The sequence below is a fragment of the Mesorhizobium sp. C399B genome, from assembly GCF_030323185.1.
GTDB lineage: Bacteria > Pseudomonadota > Alphaproteobacteria > Rhizobiales > Rhizobiaceae > Mesorhizobium.
In genome coordinates, this window is sequence record NZ_CP100472.1 from 983,276 (window position 1) to 1,002,630 (window position 19,355).

Sequence of the window (19,355 nt, forward strand, 5' to 3'; positions counted from 1 at the left end):
AGGAGCCGGCGTTTGAAAAGTCAGACGAATTCGCTTGAGCCAACAAATCAGCGAAACTGATGTTGTAAAAACAAATGAGGGGGTTCGGATGATCGCTTATGATTTCACCGGCAGGCACGCGGTCGTCACCGGCGCCGGTGGCGGCATGGGCGAGGCGATCTCGCTGGCGCTGCTCGATGCCGGCGCCTCGGTCACCGCCATCGACGTCAAGCCGCGTCCGGCGTCGCTTGCCGCCTATGACGACCGGCTCACCTTTGCCCAGGGCGACCTCACCGACGCCGCCTTTGTCGAGCAGACCATCAATGCCGCGGGCCGCGAGCGCGGCGGCATCGATTATCTCGCCAATGTCGCAGGCGTGCTCTGGTTCGGTCGCGACAAATCGGCCCTCGAGATGGACCTCGATGTCTGGGATCAGGTCTTCAACATCAATCTGAAATCCTTCGTCCACACCGCGCGGGCGGTCGTTCCGCATATGCGGGCCGGCGGACGCGGCGGCGCCATGGTGCATTTTTCCACCATCCAGTGGTATCGCGGCGACCCGACCCCGCAGGATGCCTACCAGGCCTCCAAGGCCGGCGTCTGTGCGCTGTCGAAGTCGCTCGCCATGCAGTTGGCGGGCGATGGCATCCGCTCCAATTCGATCTGCCCGGGCATGGCGTTGACGCCGTTGCAGGCGCGCTGGGATACCGAGGAGAAACGCGCGGCCGTTGCCAATTATGCGCCGCTCGGCCGCATCGGCACGCCGCAGGACATGGCCAATGCCACGCTCTTCCTGCTTTCCGATGCGGCAAGCTACATCACCGGCATCGAACTGGCAGTCGACGGCGGTCTTTTGATGCGGATGTAGCCGTGCAGCGCGCGGGGCTGATTTAGCTCCGCGGTGCCGTGCCCTGGATCGCCCTGCCCCAGTCGAGCAGCGGCTTGGCGCGCAAGGCGAAATCGACAAGCTCGTCGACCAGCGTCGGCGCGTGAATTCCAGCCGGATCGATCATGTGCTGGACATAGAAGTGCCGGTTGCGGATGGCGTCGACAAGATCGGGTTCGTTGACCTGCTCGAAGCCGCGCGGCGTGCGCTTCATGCGGCCCTTGGTTTCGAGTTCGAAGCCGTTTTTCCTAAGGGTTGAAAGCAGTTTTCGGAAGTCGGCCGGCCGGGCGATGATCGCCTTGCGCATCGCCAGCAGCAGGGACGGCTCCGGATTCCACCAGGCGACATCGGCAAAGCAGCGGTCGATCCCGACATAGACGAAGAACACGCCCTGCTCCATCTTGGTGCCATCCGGTGACAGCATGGCCGACAAATGCTGGTTGTAGGGCCGTTTGTCCTTGGCGAAGCGCACGTCGCGGTTGATGCGAAACAGCGATTTCTTGCGGTCTCCGCGCAAGCCCAGACCCGCCGCCGCGAAGCGCTCGGTCAGCGTCTCGACCAGATCGCAGAACGGCTCATGCAACTCGCTGTCGTAAAGCGCGCGGTTTTCCTGGAACCATTCGCGGCTCTGGTGGAAGTCGAGCGCCTTGAGGAACGGGATGGCTTTTTGCCCGAACCCTTTGAACGAACCGGCCATCACGCCTTGCCGACCCTTTGCAGCCAGGTGTCCTCGTCGATGACTTCGACGCCGAGTTCGCTGGCCTGCTTCAGTTTGGAGCCGGCGCCCGGCCCGGCCACCAGCAGATCGGTCTTCGCCGACACCGAACCCGCCACCTTGGCGCCGAGCCGTTCGGCCATCGCCTTGGCTTCGGAGCGTGTCATCTTTTCCAGCGTGCCGGTGAAGACGATGGTCTTGCCGGCAACCTCGCTGTCGGTCGACACGGTGACGACATACGGCTTCGGCTTGACCTGTTCGAGCAGTCTGTCGAGCACGTCGTCATTGCGTTCATTGCCGAAGAAATCGCGCAACGCATCGATCACTGTATCGCCAATGCCGTTGATGGAGGGGAAGACGCTGTGCGGATCCTCAGCCGCCGCCGTTTCCTTGCCGACGCGGATCAGCTCCTCGATGGTCGAAAACGTCCGGGCAAGCACGGCCGCCGTCGTTTCGCCGATATGGCGGATGCCGAGTGCGAAGATGAAGCGGTCGAGCTCCGGCTGGCGGCGCGAATCGATGGCCGCGAACAGCTTGTCGAGACCTTCATAATTGCGGTCCTCGACACCGCGCACATTCTTGCGCGCCTTGCCCGATGCCGCCTCGCGCAGCCGCGCCTGCTCCTCGCGCCGCTCGGCCAGCGCCCTGGTGACGGCCGGGCGGCGATCCCTCAGGGTAAAGATATCGGCGGCGGTCTTGACCAGTCCCGAATTGAAGAACAGGTCGATATTCTCGGCGCCCAGCCCCTCGATGTCGAGCGCGCCGCGCGACACGAAATGACGCAGCCGTTCCACGGCCTGGGCGGCGCAGATCAGCTCGCCGGTGCAGCGCCGGCGCGAATCCTCCTTGCCGGTCTTTTCGTTGATTTCGCGCGTCGCCGGCGAGCCGCAGACCGGACAAATGTGCGGGAATTCGTAAGGCACCGCATCAGCCGGCCGCTTGTCGACGACCACGCTGACGATCTGCGGAATGACATCGCCCGCCCGTTGTATGACAACCGTGTCACCGATGCGGACATCGATGCCGTCGCGAATCGGCAGGCCGTTGCTGTCAAAGCCCTTGATGTAGTCCTCATTGTGCAGCGTGACGTTTTCGACCACCACGCCGCCGACCGTGACCGGCGCCAGCCGCGCCACCGGCGCCAGCGTACCGGTACGGCCGACCTGGATGTCGATCTTCTGCACCGTCGTCATCGCCTGTTCGGCCGGGAATTTATGCGCAACCGCCCAGCGCGGCTCGCCGGTGACAAAGCCCCAGCGACGCTGCAATTCCAGCTGGTCGACCTTGTAGACGACACCGTCGATGTCGTAGCCGAGCGACGAACGCAGCTCCTCGATCTTGTGGTAGTGCGCGATCAGCTCCTCGACAGACTTCGCCCGCACCATCAGCGGGCTGACCTTGAACCCCCATTCGGCGAATTTCTGCACCGAATCGTATTGGGTCGGCGCCGGATCCGCTGTCGTGTAGCCCCAGGCATAGGCAAAAAATTTAAGATTGCGGCTGGCGGTGACGGACGCATCCTTCTGTCGCAAGGAGCCCGCTGCCGTATTGCGCGGGTTGACATAGTCCTGGCCGCCCACCGCCGCCGAGCGGGCCTTCAGTGCCTCGAATTCCGCATAGGTCATGTAGACTTCGCCGCGGATCTCGATGGTCTCGGGCCAGCCCGATCCTTTGAGCTTGGCGGGGATGTCGGCGACGGTCCTGAGATTGGCGGTGATGTCCTCGCCGACAGCGCCGTCGCCGCGCGTAGCACCCTGCACGAACACGCCGCGTTCATAGCGCAGCGACGCCGACAGTCCGTCGATCTTCGGCTCGGCCGTAAACGCGATGTCGAGATCCTTGTCGCGGTCGAAGAAGCGCCGGCCACGCTCGATGAAATCGGTGACGTCCTCGTCTGTGTAGGCCTTGGCGAGGCTGAGCATCGGCACCGCATGGCGCACCTTGGCAAAGCCTTCCGCCGGCGCGGCGCCGACCCGCAGCGAGGGCGAATCCTCGCGTACCAGACCGGGAAACCGCTCCTCGATGGCAAGGTTGCGCCGCCGCAGCGCGTCATATTCCGCGTCCGTAATCGTCGGCGCGTCCTCGGCATGATAGCGCCTGTCATGACCGGCGATCTCCTCGGCCAGCCGCTGGAGCTCATCCGCGGCTTCGCTTTCGCTCAACGATTCGACTGGCTTTTCAGACATGCAGCGGTCCCTGGACAGTGGCGCGACACCATAAATCAGGATTTCGGAAAAAGCATTCCTGAACAGCGGGATGGAGCCATATCCTGACTCAGTCCGAAAGCCTTGCGACGACTACGCTGCAGCAATATTCTCGCGTAGCAGCCGTTCGGCGGCTGCGCGCGCCTCTTCGGTGATGGTGGCGCCGGCCAGCATGCGCGCGATCTCTTCCTGGCGCGCCGCCCGGTCCATTTCGGCGATGCCGGTGGCGACCTTGTCCGAGCCGCCGGATTTGGAGATCAGGAAATGCGTTGCCGCGCGTGCCGCCACTTGCGGAGCATGCGTGACCGACAGCACCTGCACGCGCTTCGACAGCCTGGCCAGCCTTTGGCCGATCGCATCGGCCACGGCGCCGCCGACGCCGGTGTCGATCTCGTCGAAGACCAATGTCGGCGCCGAGCCACGGTCGGCCAGCGCCACCTTGAGCGCCAGCAGGAAGCGCGACAGCTCGCCGCCGGAGGCGACCTTCATCATCGGCCCAGGCCTGGTGCCGGGATTGGTGCGCACCCAGAACTCGACCTGGTCGATGCCTTCTTCCATGCGGTTCTCGCCATCGCTGGCCAGTTCGACGATGAACTCGGCCCGTTCCAGCTTCAGCGCTGGCAGCTCGGCCATGACAGCCTTGGTCAGCCCGACCGCCGCGGCATGGCGAAGCGAGGACAGCTGGGCTGCGGAGATATCGTAGGCCTCGCGCGCCGCCGCGGCCTGCTTTTCCAGGACATGCAGGCGCCCCTCGCCGGCATCGAGATCGGCAAGGTCGGCCAACATGGTGTCGCGCAGTTGCGCCAGATCGTCGACAGCGACACTGTGCTTGCGTGAGGCCGCACGCAGCGAAAACAGCCGCTCCTCCGCCTTCTCCAGCCGCTGCGGGTCGTATTCGGTAGCGCGCAGTGCCGCCTCGACGCCCGATTGCGCTGCATCCAGCGACAGCATCGCCTCATCCAGCGACTTCACCACATCCTCGAGCAGGCCCGGCGCTTCGCTGGCCTTGCGCTGCAGGCGCCGGAGCAAACTGGCCAGTTGCGGCAGTGGCGAGGACGGGCCTGACAGCACATCCTGCGCATCGTGTATTTCCGAGGCGATCTTTTCGGCCCGCATCATCGTGGCGCGCAATTCGGCCAGTTGCGTCTCTTCGCCGGGCTGCGGATCGAGCTTTGCCAGTTCCGCCACCGAGGCCCTGAGATAATCGGCCTCGCGCGCCGCCGCCTCGACCTTGGCGCGGTGCCTGACGAACTCCTGCTCGGCGCCACGCCAGTAGCGCCACGCCTCGCCGGTCGCGCGGGCAGCGCCCAGATGGCCGCCAAAACTGTCCAGCAATTCGCGATGGGCGCCGGGATCGACCAGAGCCCGCTCGTCATGCTGGCCGTGGATCTCGACCAGCGCGTGGCCGATGTCGCGCATCAGGGTGACGCTGGACGGCTGGTCGTTGACGAAGACACGGGTGCGGCCATCCGCGGTCTGCAGCCGGCGCAGGATGATGTCGCCGTCATCCTCGATGGCGTTTTCGGCCAGCAGCGCGCGCACCGGGTGGTTGCGCGGCACATCGAAGACGGCAATGACCTGGCCCTGTGCCGCGCCGTGGCGCACCAGCGAGGCGTCGCCGCGCGCGCCAAGCGCCAGCGACAGCGCGTCGAGAAGGATGGATTTGCCGGCGCCGGTTTCACCGGTCAGCACGGAAAGGCCGGGCTGGAAGTCGATATCCAGCTTCTCGATCAGGACGATATCGCGGATCGACAGTCTGGAAAGCATCAGAACCCGGACCTCAAGCAATTCCGGGAAAAGTGCGTAGCGGTTTTCCGTCCGGAATTGCGTAGAACAAAAAGTTAGGACGGTTCAGCGCCTCAATCAAACCACTGAACCGCTGTGAAGCGGCATGCGACCGATGGAGTCGCAGCGCCGCACTATCTTTTTGTTTGAGCGTCGGATCAATCCGAAAAGCGCGTTCCGCCTCAGTCGATGCTCGGGCGTCAGGCGCCGGTGATCAGCTTGCCGGCCTTGGATATCCACGATCCGGCATTCTCGCGCGGCTCAAGCCCGTTGCTCTGCAACAGCTTGTAGGTATCCTTGTACCATTGGCTGTCGGGATAATTGGTGCCGAGCACAGCAGCGGCGGTTTGCGCTTCCGAGGTCAAGCCCATGGCGTAATAGCTTTCGGCCAGACGCGCCAGCGCCTCTTCGACATGGCGGGTGTTGGAATAGTTCTCGACAACGTTGCGGAAGCGCTTGACGGCAGCAATGTATTCGCGCCGCTCGAGATAATAGCGGCCGATCTGCATCTCTTTGCCGGCCAGCTGGTCGTTGGCGAAACGGATCTTTTCCTTGGCGTCGTCGACATATTCCGACGTCGGCCAGCGCGTCACCAGATCCTGCATCGTCTGCACGGTCTGGCGTGCTTCCTTCTGATCCTGGGTGACGTCCTTGATCTGCTTGTAGTAGCTCAGCCCGATAATATACTGGGCGTAAGCCGCGTCGTCGGTCGACGGATAGAGCGTGAGATAGCGCTTGGCCGAGCCGATCGCTTCGTCATAACGGCCGGCGCGATAGTCGGCGAAGGCGCCCATCACCATCGATTTGCGGGCGAATTCCGAATAGGGGTGCTGGCGGTCGACGGCGTCGAACTTCTTGCTCGCCTCATCCAGGCGGCCGGCATTGAGATTGGCAAGGCCTTGATTGTAAAGGACGTCGGCCGGTTCGGTCTGGTCGACATAGGTCGACAGGTCGACGTCTTTCTCGGACGACATGCAGGCCGAGAGGAAGAGCGATGGCACAACCACCGAAAGCGCCAGGAAAACAGCCCGATACGGCGCTTTCGATTGACCAACTCGCTTGAAGAACATGATTGGATTGCGCCCTTTCGGCGTTAGTTCAATGCCTTTCGCATGGCGTTCCCTCAAAACTGATCCCCACTTTTGAGCGACATGCGCCTAACAGACGGCAGCAGCCATAAACCATAACTGCCTTGCCCAGCAACGCTATGTCTAGCCAATCGCACATTTTTGTGGCGGCTTGGTGTTGCCCCGAATGCTACGCACTTTCACTGGCCGGTGATGCTTTCGTGCAACACCGGCCAGCGTTCAGAGAGCCAGAAAATCGTTAAGAATCAGATCACCCAGGGCGCAAAGACAGGGCCGGTGACGGCGCTCATCTCGGCGGTGCGGCCGCGCTCGCGGCGCGTGGTCTCGACGACCTCGAAGGCCGAACGGTCGGACAGAAGCCGCCGCAAAGCAGCCGCATTCATCCGGTGACCGCCGCGATAGGAGCGGAAGCAACCGATGAAACGGGCGCCGGCCAGCGCCAGATCGCCCATCGCGTCCATCGTCTTGTGGCGAGCGAACTCATTGGGGTAGCGCAGGCCGCCCATGTTGATCACCCGGTTGTCGTCGCCGATCACCAGCGAGTTCTCCAGCGAGGAGCCCAGCGCATAGCCGGCCGCCCACAGCCGCTCGACATCCTTCATGAAGCCGAAGGTGCGGGCGCGCGCGATATCCTGGCGAAAGATGTCGGGGTTGATGTCGGAGGCGAATAGCTGGCGGCCGATCGCCGGGCTTTCGAAATCGATCTCGACCTCGAAGCGCGTGCCGCTATAGGGCCTGAACTCGGCCCAGGACGCGCCATTCTCGATGCGGACGGGCTTGACCACCCTGATGTAGCGGCGCTTGACCGCCAGCGTCTCGATGCCGGCTTGGTCGATGGCTTCCACGAACGCCACCGCACTGCCATCGAGGATCGGAACCTCATGACCGTCGATCTCGATGACGATGTTGTCGATGCCGAGCCCGAAAAGCGTCGCCATCAGATGTTCGACGGTGGCGATATGCTCGCCTGCCGGATCGCCGAGCATGGTGCAGAGATCGGTCGCGCCGACTTCAGCAACCAGCGCGCGGAACTCGCGGCTCTCGCTTCCGTTCGAAAGGTGGAAGAGCACGCCGGTGTCGGCGTCCGCAGGGAGGAAATTGACGGTGACCGGTTTGCCGCTGTGAACGCCGGTACCGGTCAGCGTTGCACGCGATTTCAGTGTCGTCTGATAGTCTTGCAAGACAAACCCCATAGCCCAAACGCCTAAGTCCGCTTTAACCCAAAAGGCGCGGCTCTTTTTTGTCGGCAGGCAGGGCCACTTCCCCGAATCCCAGCACACCGAAAGTGCTGCGGCAAAGATAATGGTCTGTCAGGGAGACTCCAAATCACGGTTTCTTACTCTGTGTAACCGCGACAGACCTTGAGCGTCACATCGTAACGCCTTGTTATTAAACCACTTTAAACGTTAACAGGCAGACAATCTCTCGTCTGCCTGTTAACAAGTGTTACATACCGTTAACGGCTCAGTTGGCCTGGCGGCGCAGGAAAGCCGGTATCTCCAGCTGGTCGTCTTCCTGGGTCGACCTGGTCTGCGGCGTCAACCGGCCCTGATCGTCGAGCTGACCGCGGCGCGGCGCGTAAAGCTGCGGATCCTGGCTGGCAAGGCGGCGCATTTCCGGCGCCGCCTGGCGCAGTTTCGGTTCGCGCGGCTGTGCCGGCTGCAACCGGGCCGGCTCTTCTTCGCGGCGCGTCAGCCCGTTGGTCAGCCGCTTGAGCAGCCCCATCGGCCCGCTGTTTTCATGGTCGGCCGGACGGCCCTTGGCTTCCACCTCGGCCCGCACCACAGGCGGAAAATCCTCCACCCGCGGCATGCGCTGCGGTGCGGCAGCCACCGGCTGCGGCATTTCCCGCATCGGCGCCGGTTGCATCACCTGCTGCACGACAGGCTGCGGCTGGGCAGGCGGGGCCTGGAAGATCTTGCTCTGCGGGCGGAAATCTTCCGCCTGGGCCATCGGCGTCGGACGAGCCATTGCCGCCGCATTGGCCTCGGCAAGTTGGATCGCCTCGGCCACCGGATCGGCCGCGCGCTGCTCATAGGTCTGCTGCTGGACCGGTGCCGGACGGCCTTCCGCCCCCGGAGCCGCTGGGCGGCTGACCGGCTTCTGCTGCGGCGGCACGGCCCGGATCGAGATCGGCGCCGCGGCAATTTCAGCTGCCGATTTGTCGATGCCGGTGGCGACCACCGAGACGCGGATGACGCCTTCGAGTTCCTCGTCGAAGGTGGCGCCGAGGATGATGTTGGCGTCCTGATCGACTTCCTCGCGGATGCGGGTCGCGGCCTCGTCGACTTCGAACAGGGTTAGGTCGCGGCCGCCGGTGATCGAGATCAGCAGGCCCTTGGCGCCCCTCATCGAGGTCTCATCGAGCAACGGATTGGCGATCGCCGCCTCGGCGGCGGCCATCGCGCGGCCCTCGCCCGAAGCTTCGCCGGTGCCCATCATCGCCTTGCCCATTTCGCGCATCACCGAACGCACGTCGGCGAAGTCGAGATTGATCAGACCTTCCTTGACCATCAGGTCGGTGATGCAGGCAACACCGGAGTAGAGCACCTGGTCGGCCATGGCGAAGGCGTCGGCAAAGGTGGTCTTGTCATTGGCCAGCCGGAACAGGTTCTGGTTGGGGATGACGATCAGGGTATCGACACATTTCTGCAGCTCCTCGATGCCGAGATCCGCCGTCTTCATGCGGCGCTGGCCTTCGAAATGGAACGGCTTGGTGACGACGCCGACGGTGAGGATACCCCGTTCGCGCGCCGCGCGGGCAACCACGGGAGCCGCACCGGTTCCGGTGCCGCCACCCATACCGGCGGTGACGAAGCACATATGGGTGTTGGAGAGATGATCGATGATCTCATCGATGCACTCTTCCGCCGCCGCACGGCCCACTTCAGGCTGCGAGCCGGCGCCGAGCCCCTCGGTGACATGCGCGCCGAGCTGGATCAGCCGCTCGGCCTTCGACATGGTCAGCGCCTGTGCATCGGTGTTGGCCACGACGAACTCGACACCGCGCAAGCCCGCGGTGATCATGTTGTTGACGGCATTGCCGCCGCCGCCGCCGACACCGAATACGGTGATCCGCGGCTTGAGCTCGGTGATGTCCGGCTTTTGCAGATTGATCGTCATTGTCTCCGTCCTTTGCCTTTCCCGCCGCTTCGCCGCCGCGGCCGCCTATGGGGCTGTCCCCGTCAATTAGAAACTGTCTCTCAACCACTGACTCATGCGATGCAGTTTTCCGCCCGTCCCGGTCATCCTGAGACCGGAAATTCCTTTCGCCGGATGGCTCTCGAAGCTCGCCATCTGCGGATAGATCAGCAGCCCGACCGCCGTCGAGAAAGCCGGCCCCTTGGCAGCTTCCGGCAGGCCCGCCACGCCGAGCGGGCGTCCGATGCGCACATTGCGTCCCAGAATGCGGCGCGCCGCCTCGGGGAGACCCGCAAGCTGGCTGGCGCCGCCGGTCAGCACGACGCGTTTTCCCACGGCATTGCCGTAGCCCGACTTGTTCAGCCGGTCGCGCAACAGTTCCAGCGTCTCGTCGATGCGGGCGCGGATGACGCGCGTCATCACCGAGCGCGGGATCTGCAGCGGCATCTCGCCGTCTTCGCCGATCGGCTGGATCGAGACCAGGTCGCGATCGTCGGCACTGCCAGGCAGCGCCGAACCATGCATCACCTTCAGCCGCTCCGCGGCGTCGAGCGAGGTCGACAGGCCCTTGGCCATATCGAGCGTCACATGATTGCCGCCGATGGCAATGGCATCGGCGTGGACGAATTTGCCTTCCGAAAACACCGAGATGGTCGTCGTGCCGCCGCCCATGTCGATGCAGGCCGCACCCATTTCCAGTTCGTCGTCGACCAGGGCCGCAAGCCCGCTGGCATAGGGCGTCGCCACCATGCGCTCGACCGAAAGATGCGAGCGGTTGATGCAGAGCTCCAGATTGCGCAGCGGCGCGGCATCGCCCGTCAGCACATGCATATCGACGCCGAGCTGGTCGCCGACCATGCCGCGCGGATCGCGCACGCCGCGCTCGGCGTCCAGCGAAAAGCCGACGGGCAGCGAATGGATCACGTCGCGTTCGGCCTTGAGCGCCTGCTTGGCGCCGGCGGCAAGCACGCGCTTGATGTCGGCTTCGTCGGCCTGATGGCCACCGAGATTGATGGTGGCCGAATAGGTTTCGCTCTTCAGCCGGCCGGCCGTCATGTTGACGATCAGCGAATCCACGGTCAGTCCCGCCATGCGTTCGGCTGCGTCGACGGACAGGCGAATGGCGTGCTCCGCGCGGTCGAGATCGACGACCACGCCCGACTTCACGCCGTGCGATTTCTGGTGGCCGATGCCGATCACCTGGATGCGGTGCGAGCGGCCGCGCAACAGCTTGCCGTCCTCGCGCGGCTTCAGTTTCGCCACCACGCAGCAAACCTTGCTTGAGCCGACATCCAGCACGGTGAGCGTGCCGGAACGCCGCGAAGAGGCATCGCTGTTGCCGCCAAGCCAGCTCATATCTTCGTCCCCGACTTGCGCTTCAGATTTTGCGGCTTTTCATTGAGCGCGGCCTGGCGCTGCGTCGCCGCTTCCGGCGTCAGCTGCACCACCAGGCGATCGGAGATGCGCATGTCGACGGCGGCGATGTCCCGCGTCAGAAGCCCGTTGTCGTGGTCCATCCGAACCAGATCGGCGATCGCCTGGTCCTCGCCATCCTCGGGCAGCTTGATCGTGATGCCGTTTTCCAGCTTAAGGTCCCAGCGCCGTTCGCCGATGCGGATATAGCCTTTGACCCGAGCCGCGAGCTCGGGAAATTTGTTGATCTTGGCCACGAAGTCGGGGGCCTTGGCCGGCGCGCCGGTGCCGATGATCAGCGGCAGCAGCGCCTGCTTGCCGCCGGAGAACGGCGCGATCACCGCGCCGGAGCGTTCGATGACCGAAAGCTCCGCGCCCTGCTGCCAGAGCGCGAAGGGCTCGCGCTCCTCGACACGCACTTCCAGCGTATGTGGATAGACCTTGCGCACCGCCGCCACTTCGACCCAGGGCAAGGTATCAATACGTTCACGCGCGGCCTCGGCATCGAAGCCGATCAGTGACGTCCAGCCGTCGAGCTCGAGCCGGTCCAGTATGTCGATCTCCGAAGTCTGGCGGTTGCCGACCACCTTGATCTGGTCGACGGCAAAGCCGGTCCGGGCGGTGATGCTCTGGACGATGTCGTCGGCATGACCGCCGAGAATGGCGCCATAGAGGCTGCTTGATGCAATGAGCGAAGCCGACAGGATGGCCGCGGAAAAGCGCGGCGCGACGAAGTCGCCGCCGCCCAGGCGCGCCAGCACGCGCACCGGCCGGCGCAGCACGCGCGGCAGCACGAAATGGTCGAACGACAACGGCATGCCGAACAGCGCCGGCCCGGCGCCGCCCCTGCCCTTGTCCTGCCCCCATTTCAACGCAGACACGAAGCGTCCTCCACCATCCAACTCAACAATTCGCCAAACGAGTGCCCGGCCTGGGCGGCGATTTCAGGCACCAAAGACGTCGGCGTCATGCCCGGCTGAGTGTTGATCTCGAGCCAGACAATCTCGCCGTTTTCGGAGTGACGGTCGTCATAGCGGAAGTCCGATCGGGAAACGCCCCGGCAGCCGATAGCCAGATGTGCCTTGAGCGCCAGTGTCTGTATTTTTTGGTAAATATTTGATGAAATTTTAGCAGGGATTTCGTGTTTTGATCCGCCGGCGACGTATTTTGAATCATAGTCGTAGAAGGAATGGCCGGTCGGAATGATCTCGCAGACGCCGAGCGCCACGTCGCCCATGACGGCGCAGGTCAGCTCGCGCCCATGGATGTAGCGCTCGACCATGACGGTCTCGCCATATTTCCATTCGGACGAGCCGATGACCTGCGGCGGATGCGACTGCCCTTCATGCACGATGACGACGCCGAAGCTTGAGCCTTCATTGACCGGCTTGACCACGTAGGGCGGCTTCATCGGATGCTTGTTCTGGATGGCAAAGCGGCTGGCAACCTTCGATTCCGCCACCGCGATGCCGGCAGCCTTGGCGACCTTCTTGGCTTGCTCCTTGTTCATGGCGAGCGCCGAGGCGAGCACGCCCGAATGGGTGTAGGGAATGGCCAGATATTCGAGGATGCCCTGGATGGTGCCGTCTTCACCGAACGGGCCGTGCAGTGCGTTGAAGACGACATCGGGCTTGAGTTCGGTGAGCACGGCGCCGACATCGCGCGCAACATCGACGCGGGTAACCTGGTAGCCTTCATTCTCAAGCGCATCCGCACACGCCTTTCCCGAAGACAGAGACACGGGCCGCTCGGACGAGAATCCGCCCAGGAGGACAGCCACATGCTTGTTCTTCATATCCCGTCATCCCTCTCACGGCGGGCCCGCAACCACGCATTCAGCGACCAGATTGAGTCCGAGTCTCCCGGCAGGTTGCCCCCCCAGACGGAAAACGCGGTCGACGCGTCGAACGACTCAAATCAGGAAACGCTTTAAGGCAGAGAATCAGAGAGTTGATTCGCTGGCAAGTGCTTATGATTCCGACAGATTCACTTTCCGCGAAAACGGCCGGAAAAAGCGTGTTGTGAGTCTTTGGAGCAACGGTGGCGCTGTTGTTTCAGACCTTTGAAGTTCAAGCATCACATGAACTTCAGCTTGCGCTAAAGAAGCTGTCCGAGGAATTCCTGCACGGCATGGCCGGGGCGGAAATTGCCGAGGCGCTTGATTTCCCACTGCAGGCGGATGCCCGATTTTTCAAGCACGCGAGCGCGCACCGTCTCGCCGAGATATTCGAGATCGTAACCGGTCGCTGTTCCGGTGTTGATCATGAAGTTGCAGTGCATCGGCGACATCTGCGCGCCGCCGATCATCAAACCGCGGCAGCCCGCCTTGTCGATTTCCTTCCAGGCCGAGGTGCCTTCCGGATTCTTGAAGGTTGAGCCGCCGGTCTTCTCGCGGATCGGCTGCACCGTCTCGCGATGCGTCTGGACGGCGTCCATGGCCGCCTTGATCGCCTCTGGGTCTTCCAGAACACCTTCGAAAACGGCGGAGGTGAAGATCAGCCCGGCAGGTGCGGCCGAGTGACGATAGGCATAGCCCATGTCTTCATTGCTGAGTGTGTGGAGATTGCCCTTGCGGTCGAGCGCCCGCACCTCGACGACACGTTCCCGCGTCTCGACGCCATTGGCGCCGGCATTCATCCTCAGCGCCCCGCCGATGGCGCCGGGAATGCCGTGATAGAAATGAAAGCCGCCAATGCCGGCCTCATAAGCGACGGCCGCGACGCGCTTGTCGGGCGTCGCAGCACCGGCCTTGATGACGGTCGGCGAAACCACCTCGGCCTCGCCAAAGCCCTTGGCCGAAAGCCGGATGACGAAACCTGGAATGCCGCCGTCGCGCACCAGGAGGTTGGAGCCGACACCGACGATGGTGAGCGGGATGTCCTCCGGCACGGCGCGCAGGAAGGCAGCCAGATCCTCCTCGTCGGCCGGCTGGAACAGGGCGTCCGCCAGACCGCCGGCGCGGAACCAGGTGATCTTGTCCATCTCGGCATTGGGCGTGATGCGGCCGCGCAGGCCGGCAAGCCGGTCGCCAAGTTTGTCGAGCAGGTCCTGGCCGCGCATCATGAGACGGTACCGCCGAGTTCCCCAGGCAGCGCATAGGCCCATTGGGTGATGTTGCCGGCGCCCAGGAAGATGACGAAGTCGCCCGGTTTCGCCAACGCGCGGATGACGGGCGAAATCGCGGCAGGGGTTTCGACGTAGCGCGCATCGCGATGGCCCCCGGAGCGGATGCGCGACACCAGCGCCTCCGAGGTCACGCCGTCGATCGGCTCCTCGCCCGCCGCATAGACCGGCGCCACCATCACCGTGTCGGCATCGTTGAAACAGACCGAAAACTCGTCGAACAGATCGTGCAGCCGGGTGAAGCGGTGCGGCTGCGCAATGGCGATGACGCGGCCCTTGGTGGCGCTGCGCGCCGCTTTCAACACCGCCGTGATCTCGACCGGGTGGTGGCCGTAATCGTCGAAGATGTCGACGCCGTTCCACGAGCCGGTGTGGGTGAAGCGCCGCTTGACGCCGGCAAAGGACGACAGCCCCTTCTTGATCGCTTCGGCCGACAGGCCGAGTTCATGCGCGACCGCAATTGCGGCGGTGGCGTTGGAGACGTTGTGGCGGCCGGGCATCGGCAGCCGCAGATCCGATATCGTCGTCTGGCCGCCGGTCTTGCGGTCGCGGATCACCACGTCGAATGCCGAGACGGCACCGGCCATGCGGTGGTTGGTGAAACGCACATCGGCCTGCGCGTTCTCGCCATAGGTGATGACGCGGCGGTCCTCGATGCGGCTGACCAGCGCCTGTACTTCCGGATGGTCGGTGCACATCACGCCAAAACCGTAGAACGGCACGTTCTCGACGAATTGCCGGAAGGCCTCGCGCACCTTGTCGAAACTGCCATAATGGTCCAGATGCTCGGGATCGATGTTGGTGACGACGGCGATCTCGGCCGGCAGCTTGAGGAAGGTGCCGTCGCTTTCGTCGGCTTCGACCACCATCCACTCGCCATCGCCCATACGGGCATTGGTGCCATAGGCATTGATGATGCCGCCATTGATCACCGTCGGGTCGAGCCCGCCGGCATCGAGCAGCGTCGCCACCATCGACGTGGTTGTGGTCTTGCCATGCGTGCCACCGATCGCGACCGCCTGGCGGAAGCGCATCAGTTCGGCCAGCATCTCGGCCCGGCGGACAATTGGGAGCAACTTCTCCCGCGCGGCCTTCAGCTCGGGATTGGATTTCTTGATCGCGGTGGAGACGACCACCACTTCGGCCGCGCCGATATTCTCGGCCTTGTGGCCGACAAAGCATTCGATGCCCTTGTCGCGCAGCCGCTGGACATTGGCGCTGTCGGCCTGGTCCGAACCCTGCACCTTGTAGCCGAGATTGTGCAGAACCTCGGCGATGCCGCTCATGCCGATCCCGCCAATGCCGATGAAATGCACAAGGCCGATGGTCTGCGGCATCTTCATCAATGCGTCCCTTTCCTGAAATCCGAAACGGTTTTTCTGGACGCAATAGCCTCTGTGAGATCAGCGAGCAACCGTGCCGCGTTCGGCCGGCCAGCCGACTTCGCTCCGGCAGCCATGGCCGTCAGCCGCTCGGGAGTGTCCATCAGCCCGCCAATGAGAGCCGCGATGCGCTCCGGCGACAGTGACGATTGCGGATGCACCTCGCCGCCGCCCGCCGCGGCAAGGGCGGCTGCGTTCGCCGCCTGATCGTGATCCAGCGCATAGGGATAAGGCACCAGCAGCGCCGGCCGGCCGATGACGGCGATCTCCGAAACCGTCGAGGCGCCGGAGCGCGAGATCACCAGATGCGCCGCGCCCATGCGCTGTGCCATATCGGTGAAGAAGGGCGAGACCTCGACATGGACGCCGAGTGCCGCATAGCCAGCCTTCACCCGCGCCACGTCGTCGGCGCGGGCCTGCTGGGTGATCACCAGCCGCTTGCGCTGCGCCTCCGGCAGAAGTGCGATCGCCGCCGGCATGGCATCGGAAAAGAACTGCGCGCCCTGGCTGCCGCCGAACACCAGGAGCCTGAACGGATCCGCCCCTTGGGATGCCTTATAGGGCGTCTTTGCCGCCTCCAGGATTGGCGGCCTGACCGGATTGCCGGTCGTCACCGTCTTGGCGCCTGTGGCGCTTTCATCTTGCGGCAGGAAGCCGCCGGCAATGGCATCGACGCGCCCGGACAGCGCCCGGTTGGCGCGGCCCATCACCGCGTTCTGCTCATGGATCAGCGTCGGCAGCTTGCGCCGCGTCGCGGCATAGAGCGGTGGCAAGGTCGGATAACCGCCAAAGCCGACGACCGCATCAGGCTTGATCCTGGCGATGACGGCGGAGGCCTGGCGCACGCCGCGCCAGATCTTCCAGAACGCGCCAAGCAGCGCGACAGGGTTTTTCGAGCCCATCGTCGCCGACTGGATCGGATGGATGGCGGCGGCCGGGAAATGGCCGGCAAAGCGCTCGGCGCGGTCGTCCGTCGCCAGATGCACGCTCCAGCCGCGCTCGATCAGCTCATGCGCCAGCGCCTCGGCCGGAAACAAATGTCCGCCTGTTCCGCCCGCCGCGAGAAGGATGACACCCCGCGCCATATCACTCCGCCGGCAGGGCGCGCTGCGACAGGGCAAAGCCCATCTGCTTGCGCTTTTCCGGTCGCTTGCGGGTCAGCGCCAGCACCATGCCCATCGAGATGGCAATGGCGATCTGCGAGGAGCCGCCATAGGAGATGAAAGGCAGCGTCATGCCCTTGGCCGGCATCAGTTGCAGGTTGACGCACATGTTGATGACCGACTGCAGGCCGAACACGGTGACGAGACCGCCGACGGCGTAGCGGGTGAAATCATCATGTTCCTTCAGCGCCGTGCTGAGGCCGCGCAGCACGATGAAGGCGAAGATCGACATGATGAAGAAGCACATGATCAGCCCGAACTCTTCGCCGGCGACCGAAAAGACGAAGTCGGCATGCGCGTCGGGAATGACCCGCTTGACCGTGCCCTCGCCCGGCCCGACGCCGAACCAGTGGCCGTTGATCAGCGCCTCGCGGCCCATGTCGACCTGGAACGTGTCGCCTTCGCCGGTCAGGAATTTGTCGATGCGGGCGGCGACGTGCGGGAACACCGTATAAGCGGCAAACAGGCCGCCGGCGCCGGTGGCGCCAAGCGCGATGATCCATAGCCAGGGCAGGCCGGCCATGAAGAACATGACGCCCCAGGTGCCGGTCACCAGCATGGTCTGGCCGAGATCGGGCTGCGCCACCAGAAGCGAGATGACCAGGATCAGCAGCAGCATGGCAAACAAATTGCCCGGAATGTCGGGCTGGCGCTTGTGTTCGGCGAACAGCCAGGCGCAGACGATGACGAAAGCGGGTTTCAGGAATTCCGACGGCTGGATCGACATGCCGACAAACGACACCCAGCGCCGCGCGCCTTTCACCTCGACGCCGATATAGAGCACGGCCACCATCAGCACCAGCATGATGCCCAGGATGATCAGCGCCATGCGCCGGATCTGCCGCGATTCCAGGAAGGACACTGCCAGCATCACGCCGAGCGCCGGCACGGTGAAGATGATCTGCCTGGTGGCAAAGTGGAAACTGTCGAGGCCGATGCGTTCGGCCACCGCCGGGCTTGCCGCAAAGGACAAGACGATGCCAAGCCCCATCAGCGACAGGAACGCCGCCAGGAACCAGCGATCGATCGTCCACCACCAGGTTGCAACCGGGCTTTTGTCGAGACGGCTTTGCATTATCGTGCCCCTCCGATGGGTTTCACGCCCTCGATAGCATTCGCAGCTTGCCTGAAGGCTTCGCCGCGAACTTCGAAATTCTTGAACTGGTCGAAACTGGCGCAGGCCGGCGACAGCAGCACCACCGCCTCGCCGCTGTCATCCTTGGCCGCGTCTTTCGCGGCATGGTCGACCGCGGCGGCCAGCGTGCCCGAGATTTCATAGGGCACGGCTTCGCCGAGCGTCGCCGAGAACGCGGGCGCCGCCTCGCCGATCAGATAGGCCTTGGCGATGCGTGGGAAGAAACCGCGCAGCGGCTCGATGCCGCCTTCCTTGGGCAGTCCGCCGGCGATCCAGTAGATGCGCGGGAAGCTCGACAGCGCGGGTGCCGCCGCATCGGCATTGGTCGCCTTGGAATCGTTGACAAACAGCACGTGGTCCTTGCGTCCGACCTGCTCCATGCGATGCGCGAGGCCTGGAAAGCTCTCCAGTCCCGCCTGGATCTCGCCCAGGCTCAAGCCGACCCTGAGGCAGGCGGCAACAGCGGCAAGCGCGTTCTGCGCATTGTGCTGGCCGCGCAACGAACCGATGCCTTCGAGGAAGGCGACGCGGCTGTAGCGGCCATGGACGGCTTCCATCAGATCGGAACCGTCTGCGAAATAACCGTCGGTCAGCGGCAGCCGCTTGGAGATGCGGATCACCTCCCGGCCCGCCCTCTCCAGCCGGTCAGCGATCTGCGCGCACCAGGAATCGTCAACGCCGACGATCGCCGTCTCGCTGCCGGCAACCAGCCGCTCCTTGATCGAAGCGTAATGCTGCATGGTGCCGTGGCGGTCGAGATGGTCGGGCGTCAGGTTGAGCAGGATGCCGGCCGTCGGGTTGATCGAGGGCGCGAGATCGATCTGGTAGGACGAACACTCGACGACATAGTCCCGGTCAGCCTGCGGTGGATCGAGCGTCATGATGGCCCGGCCGATATTGCCGCCCATCTGCGTGTCGCGCCCTGCCGATTTGAGGATATGCGCGGTCAGCGCCGTGGTCGTCGACTTGCCGTTGGTGCCGGTGATAGCGATGAACGGCGCATCAGGCGCGCGCGCAATCCGCTCGCGGCAGAACAATTCGATATCGCCGATCACCTCGACGCCGGAGCCACGCGCCAACTCCACCGTCCAGTGCGGCTTGGGATGCGTCAGCGGTACGCCGGGTGAGAGCACGAAGGCCGAGAATTTCGACCAGTCGGCGCCGCGCAGATCGGCGGTCGCAATGCCTTGGTCAGCAGCCTTGGCGACGCTATCGGGATTGTCGTCCCAGGCGAGCACGTCGGCGCCGCCCTCGATCAGCGCGCGCGCCGTGGCGATCCCCGAGCCACCGAGCCCGAAGAGCGAAACGCGTTTGCCCGAAAAGGATGCGGCGGGGATCAAG

The 19,355-nt window shown here is 64.0% G+C and carries 15 protein-coding genes; 1 reads left to right on the plus strand and 14 read right to left on the minus strand.

What is annotated here, in order from left to right; translation table 11 throughout:
- Window positions 1–88: 88 nt before the first annotated feature.
- Window positions 89–847 (plus strand): SDR family NAD(P)-dependent oxidoreductase, encoded by a 759-nt coding sequence (locus tag NLY36_RS04800; protein ID WP_023697012.1) that lies wholly within the window; start codon window positions 89–91, stop codon window positions 845–847.
- Window positions 848–869: 22 nt separating this feature from the next.
- Here NLY36_RS04800 and NLY36_RS04805 read toward each other — a convergent pair whose 3' ends face one another.
- The 14 genes from NLY36_RS04805 to murD form a co-directional block, all read right to left on the minus strand.
- On the minus strand, window positions 870–1,562 hold the full coding sequence (locus NLY36_RS04805) for a DUF2461 domain-containing protein (protein WP_023697013.1): 693 nt from the start codon (window positions 1,560–1,562) through the stop codon (window positions 870–872).
- A complete protein-coding gene (ligA, locus tag NLY36_RS04810) occupies window positions 1,562–3,766 on the minus strand; it encodes an NAD-dependent DNA ligase LigA (RefSeq protein ID WP_023697014.1) in 2,205 nt (734 codons plus the stop codon). Before ligA ends, NLY36_RS04805 begins: the two co-directional genes overlap by 1 nt.
- 111 nt (window positions 3,767–3,877) lie before the next feature.
- On the minus strand, window positions 3,878–5,551 hold the full coding sequence (gene recN / locus NLY36_RS04815) for a DNA repair protein RecN (protein WP_023697015.1): 1,674 nt from the start codon (window positions 5,549–5,551) through the stop codon (window positions 3,878–3,880).
- A gap of 218 nt (window positions 5,552–5,769) precedes the next feature.
- The gene (locus tag NLY36_RS04820; protein WP_023668284.1) at window positions 5,770–6,639 is read right to left on the minus strand and encodes an outer membrane protein assembly factor BamD; all 870 of its coding nucleotides are present in this window, start codon (window positions 6,637–6,639) and stop codon (window positions 5,770–5,772) included.
- A gap of 263 nt (window positions 6,640–6,902) precedes the next feature.
- On the minus strand, window positions 6,903–7,850 hold the full coding sequence (gene lpxC / locus NLY36_RS04825) for a UDP-3-O-acyl-N-acetylglucosamine deacetylase (RefSeq protein ID WP_023668283.1): 948 nt from the start codon (window positions 7,848–7,850) through the stop codon (window positions 6,903–6,905).
- A 271-nt stretch (window positions 7,851–8,121) separates the two neighbouring features.
- On the minus strand, window positions 8,122–9,780 hold the full coding sequence (gene ftsZ / locus NLY36_RS04830) for a cell division protein FtsZ (protein ID WP_023712437.1): 1,659 nt from the start codon (window positions 9,778–9,780) through the stop codon (window positions 8,122–8,124).
- Between the two features lie 66 nt (window positions 9,781–9,846).
- A complete protein-coding gene (gene ftsA, locus NLY36_RS04835; protein WP_023697016.1) occupies window positions 9,847–11,154 on the minus strand; it encodes a cell division protein FtsA in 1,308 nt (435 codons plus the stop codon).
- Window positions 11,151–12,092 (minus strand): cell division protein FtsQ/DivIB, encoded by a 942-nt coding sequence (locus tag NLY36_RS04840; RefSeq protein WP_023688033.1) that lies wholly within the window; start codon window positions 12,090–12,092, stop codon window positions 11,151–11,153. Before NLY36_RS04840 ends, ftsA begins: the two co-directional genes overlap by 4 nt.
- Window positions 12,080–13,006, minus strand: a complete 927-nt coding sequence (locus NLY36_RS04845) for a D-alanine--D-alanine ligase (RefSeq protein WP_023668279.1) — start codon at window positions 13,004–13,006, stop codon at window positions 12,080–12,082. The genes NLY36_RS04840 and NLY36_RS04845 overlap by 13 nt, the downstream gene beginning before the upstream one ends.
- Before the next feature lie 302 nt (window positions 13,007–13,308).
- Window positions 13,309–14,274 carry a UDP-N-acetylmuramate dehydrogenase gene (gene murB, locus NLY36_RS04850; protein ID WP_031203214.1) on the minus strand — a complete coding sequence of 322 codons (966 nt, stop codon included), beginning with the start codon at window positions 14,272–14,274 and terminating at the stop codon, window positions 13,309–13,311.
- The gene (murC, locus tag NLY36_RS04855; protein ID WP_023668277.1) at window positions 14,271–15,677 is read right to left on the minus strand and encodes a UDP-N-acetylmuramate--L-alanine ligase; all 1,407 of its coding nucleotides are present in this window, start codon (window positions 15,675–15,677) and stop codon (window positions 14,271–14,273) included. Before murC ends, murB begins: the two co-directional genes overlap by 4 nt.
- The gene (murG, locus tag NLY36_RS04860; RefSeq protein ID WP_023688031.1) at window positions 15,677–16,801 is read right to left on the minus strand and encodes an undecaprenyldiphospho-muramoylpentapeptide beta-N-acetylglucosaminyltransferase; all 1,125 of its coding nucleotides are present in this window, start codon (window positions 16,799–16,801) and stop codon (window positions 15,677–15,679) included. Before murG ends, murC begins: the two co-directional genes overlap by 1 nt.
- Window position 16,802: 1 nt before the next feature.
- Complete coding sequence (ftsW, locus tag NLY36_RS04865; RefSeq protein ID WP_023668275.1) at window positions 16,803–17,954, minus strand: putative lipid II flippase FtsW; 1,152 nt, start codon at window positions 17,952–17,954, stop codon at window positions 16,803–16,805.
- The gene (murD, locus tag NLY36_RS04870; RefSeq protein ID WP_023735965.1) at window positions 17,954–19,354 is read right to left on the minus strand and encodes a UDP-N-acetylmuramoyl-L-alanine--D-glutamate ligase; all 1,401 of its coding nucleotides are present in this window, start codon (window positions 19,352–19,354) and stop codon (window positions 17,954–17,956) included. The genes ftsW and murD overlap by 1 nt, the downstream gene beginning before the upstream one ends.
- Window position 19,355 lies beyond the last annotated feature (1 nt).

Bases quoted from the DNA above. Each gene is read 5' to 3' on its own strand.
- NLY36_RS04800 (WP_023697012.1), top strand. From the start codon at position 89: ATGATCGCTTATGATTTCACCGGCAGGCACGCGGTCGTCACCGGCGCC.
- NLY36_RS04805 (WP_023697013.1), bottom strand. From the start codon at position 1,562: ATGGCCGGTTCGTTCAAAGGGTTCGGGCAAAAAGCCATCCCGTTCCTC.
- ligA (WP_023697014.1), bottom strand. From the start codon at position 3,766: ATGTCTGAAAAGCCAGTCGAATCGTTGAGCGAAAGCGAAGCCGCGGAT.
- recN (WP_023697015.1), bottom strand. From the start codon at position 5,551: ATGCTTTCCAGACTGTCGATCCGCGATATCGTCCTGATCGAGAAGCTG.
- NLY36_RS04820 (WP_023668284.1), bottom strand. From the start codon at position 6,639: ATGTTCTTCAAGCGAGTTGGTCAATCGAAAGCGCCGTATCGGGCTGTT.
- lpxC (WP_023668283.1), bottom strand. From the start codon at position 7,850: ATGGGGTTTGTCTTGCAAGACTATCAGACGACACTGAAATCGCGTGCA.
- ftsZ (WP_023712437.1), bottom strand. From the start codon at position 9,780: ATGACGATCAATCTGCAAAAGCCGGACATCACCGAGCTCAAGCCGCGG.
- ftsA (WP_023697016.1), bottom strand. From the start codon at position 11,154: ATGAGCTGGCTTGGCGGCAACAGCGATGCCTCTTCGCGGCGTTCCGGC.
- NLY36_RS04845 (WP_023668279.1), bottom strand. From the start codon at position 13,006: ATGAAGAACAAGCATGTGGCTGTCCTCCTGGGCGGATTCTCGTCCGAG.
- murB (WP_031203214.1), bottom strand. From the start codon at position 14,274: ATGATGCGCGGCCAGGACCTGCTCGACAAACTTGGCGACCGGCTTGCC.
- murC (WP_023668277.1), bottom strand. From the start codon at position 15,677: ATGAAGATGCCGCAGACCATCGGCCTTGTGCATTTCATCGGCATTGGC.
- murG (WP_023688031.1), bottom strand. From the start codon at position 16,801: ATGGCGCGGGGTGTCATCCTTCTCGCGGCGGGCGGAACAGGCGGACAT.
- ftsW (WP_023668275.1), bottom strand. From the start codon at position 17,954: ATGCAAAGCCGTCTCGACAAAAGCCCGGTTGCAACCTGGTGGTGGACG.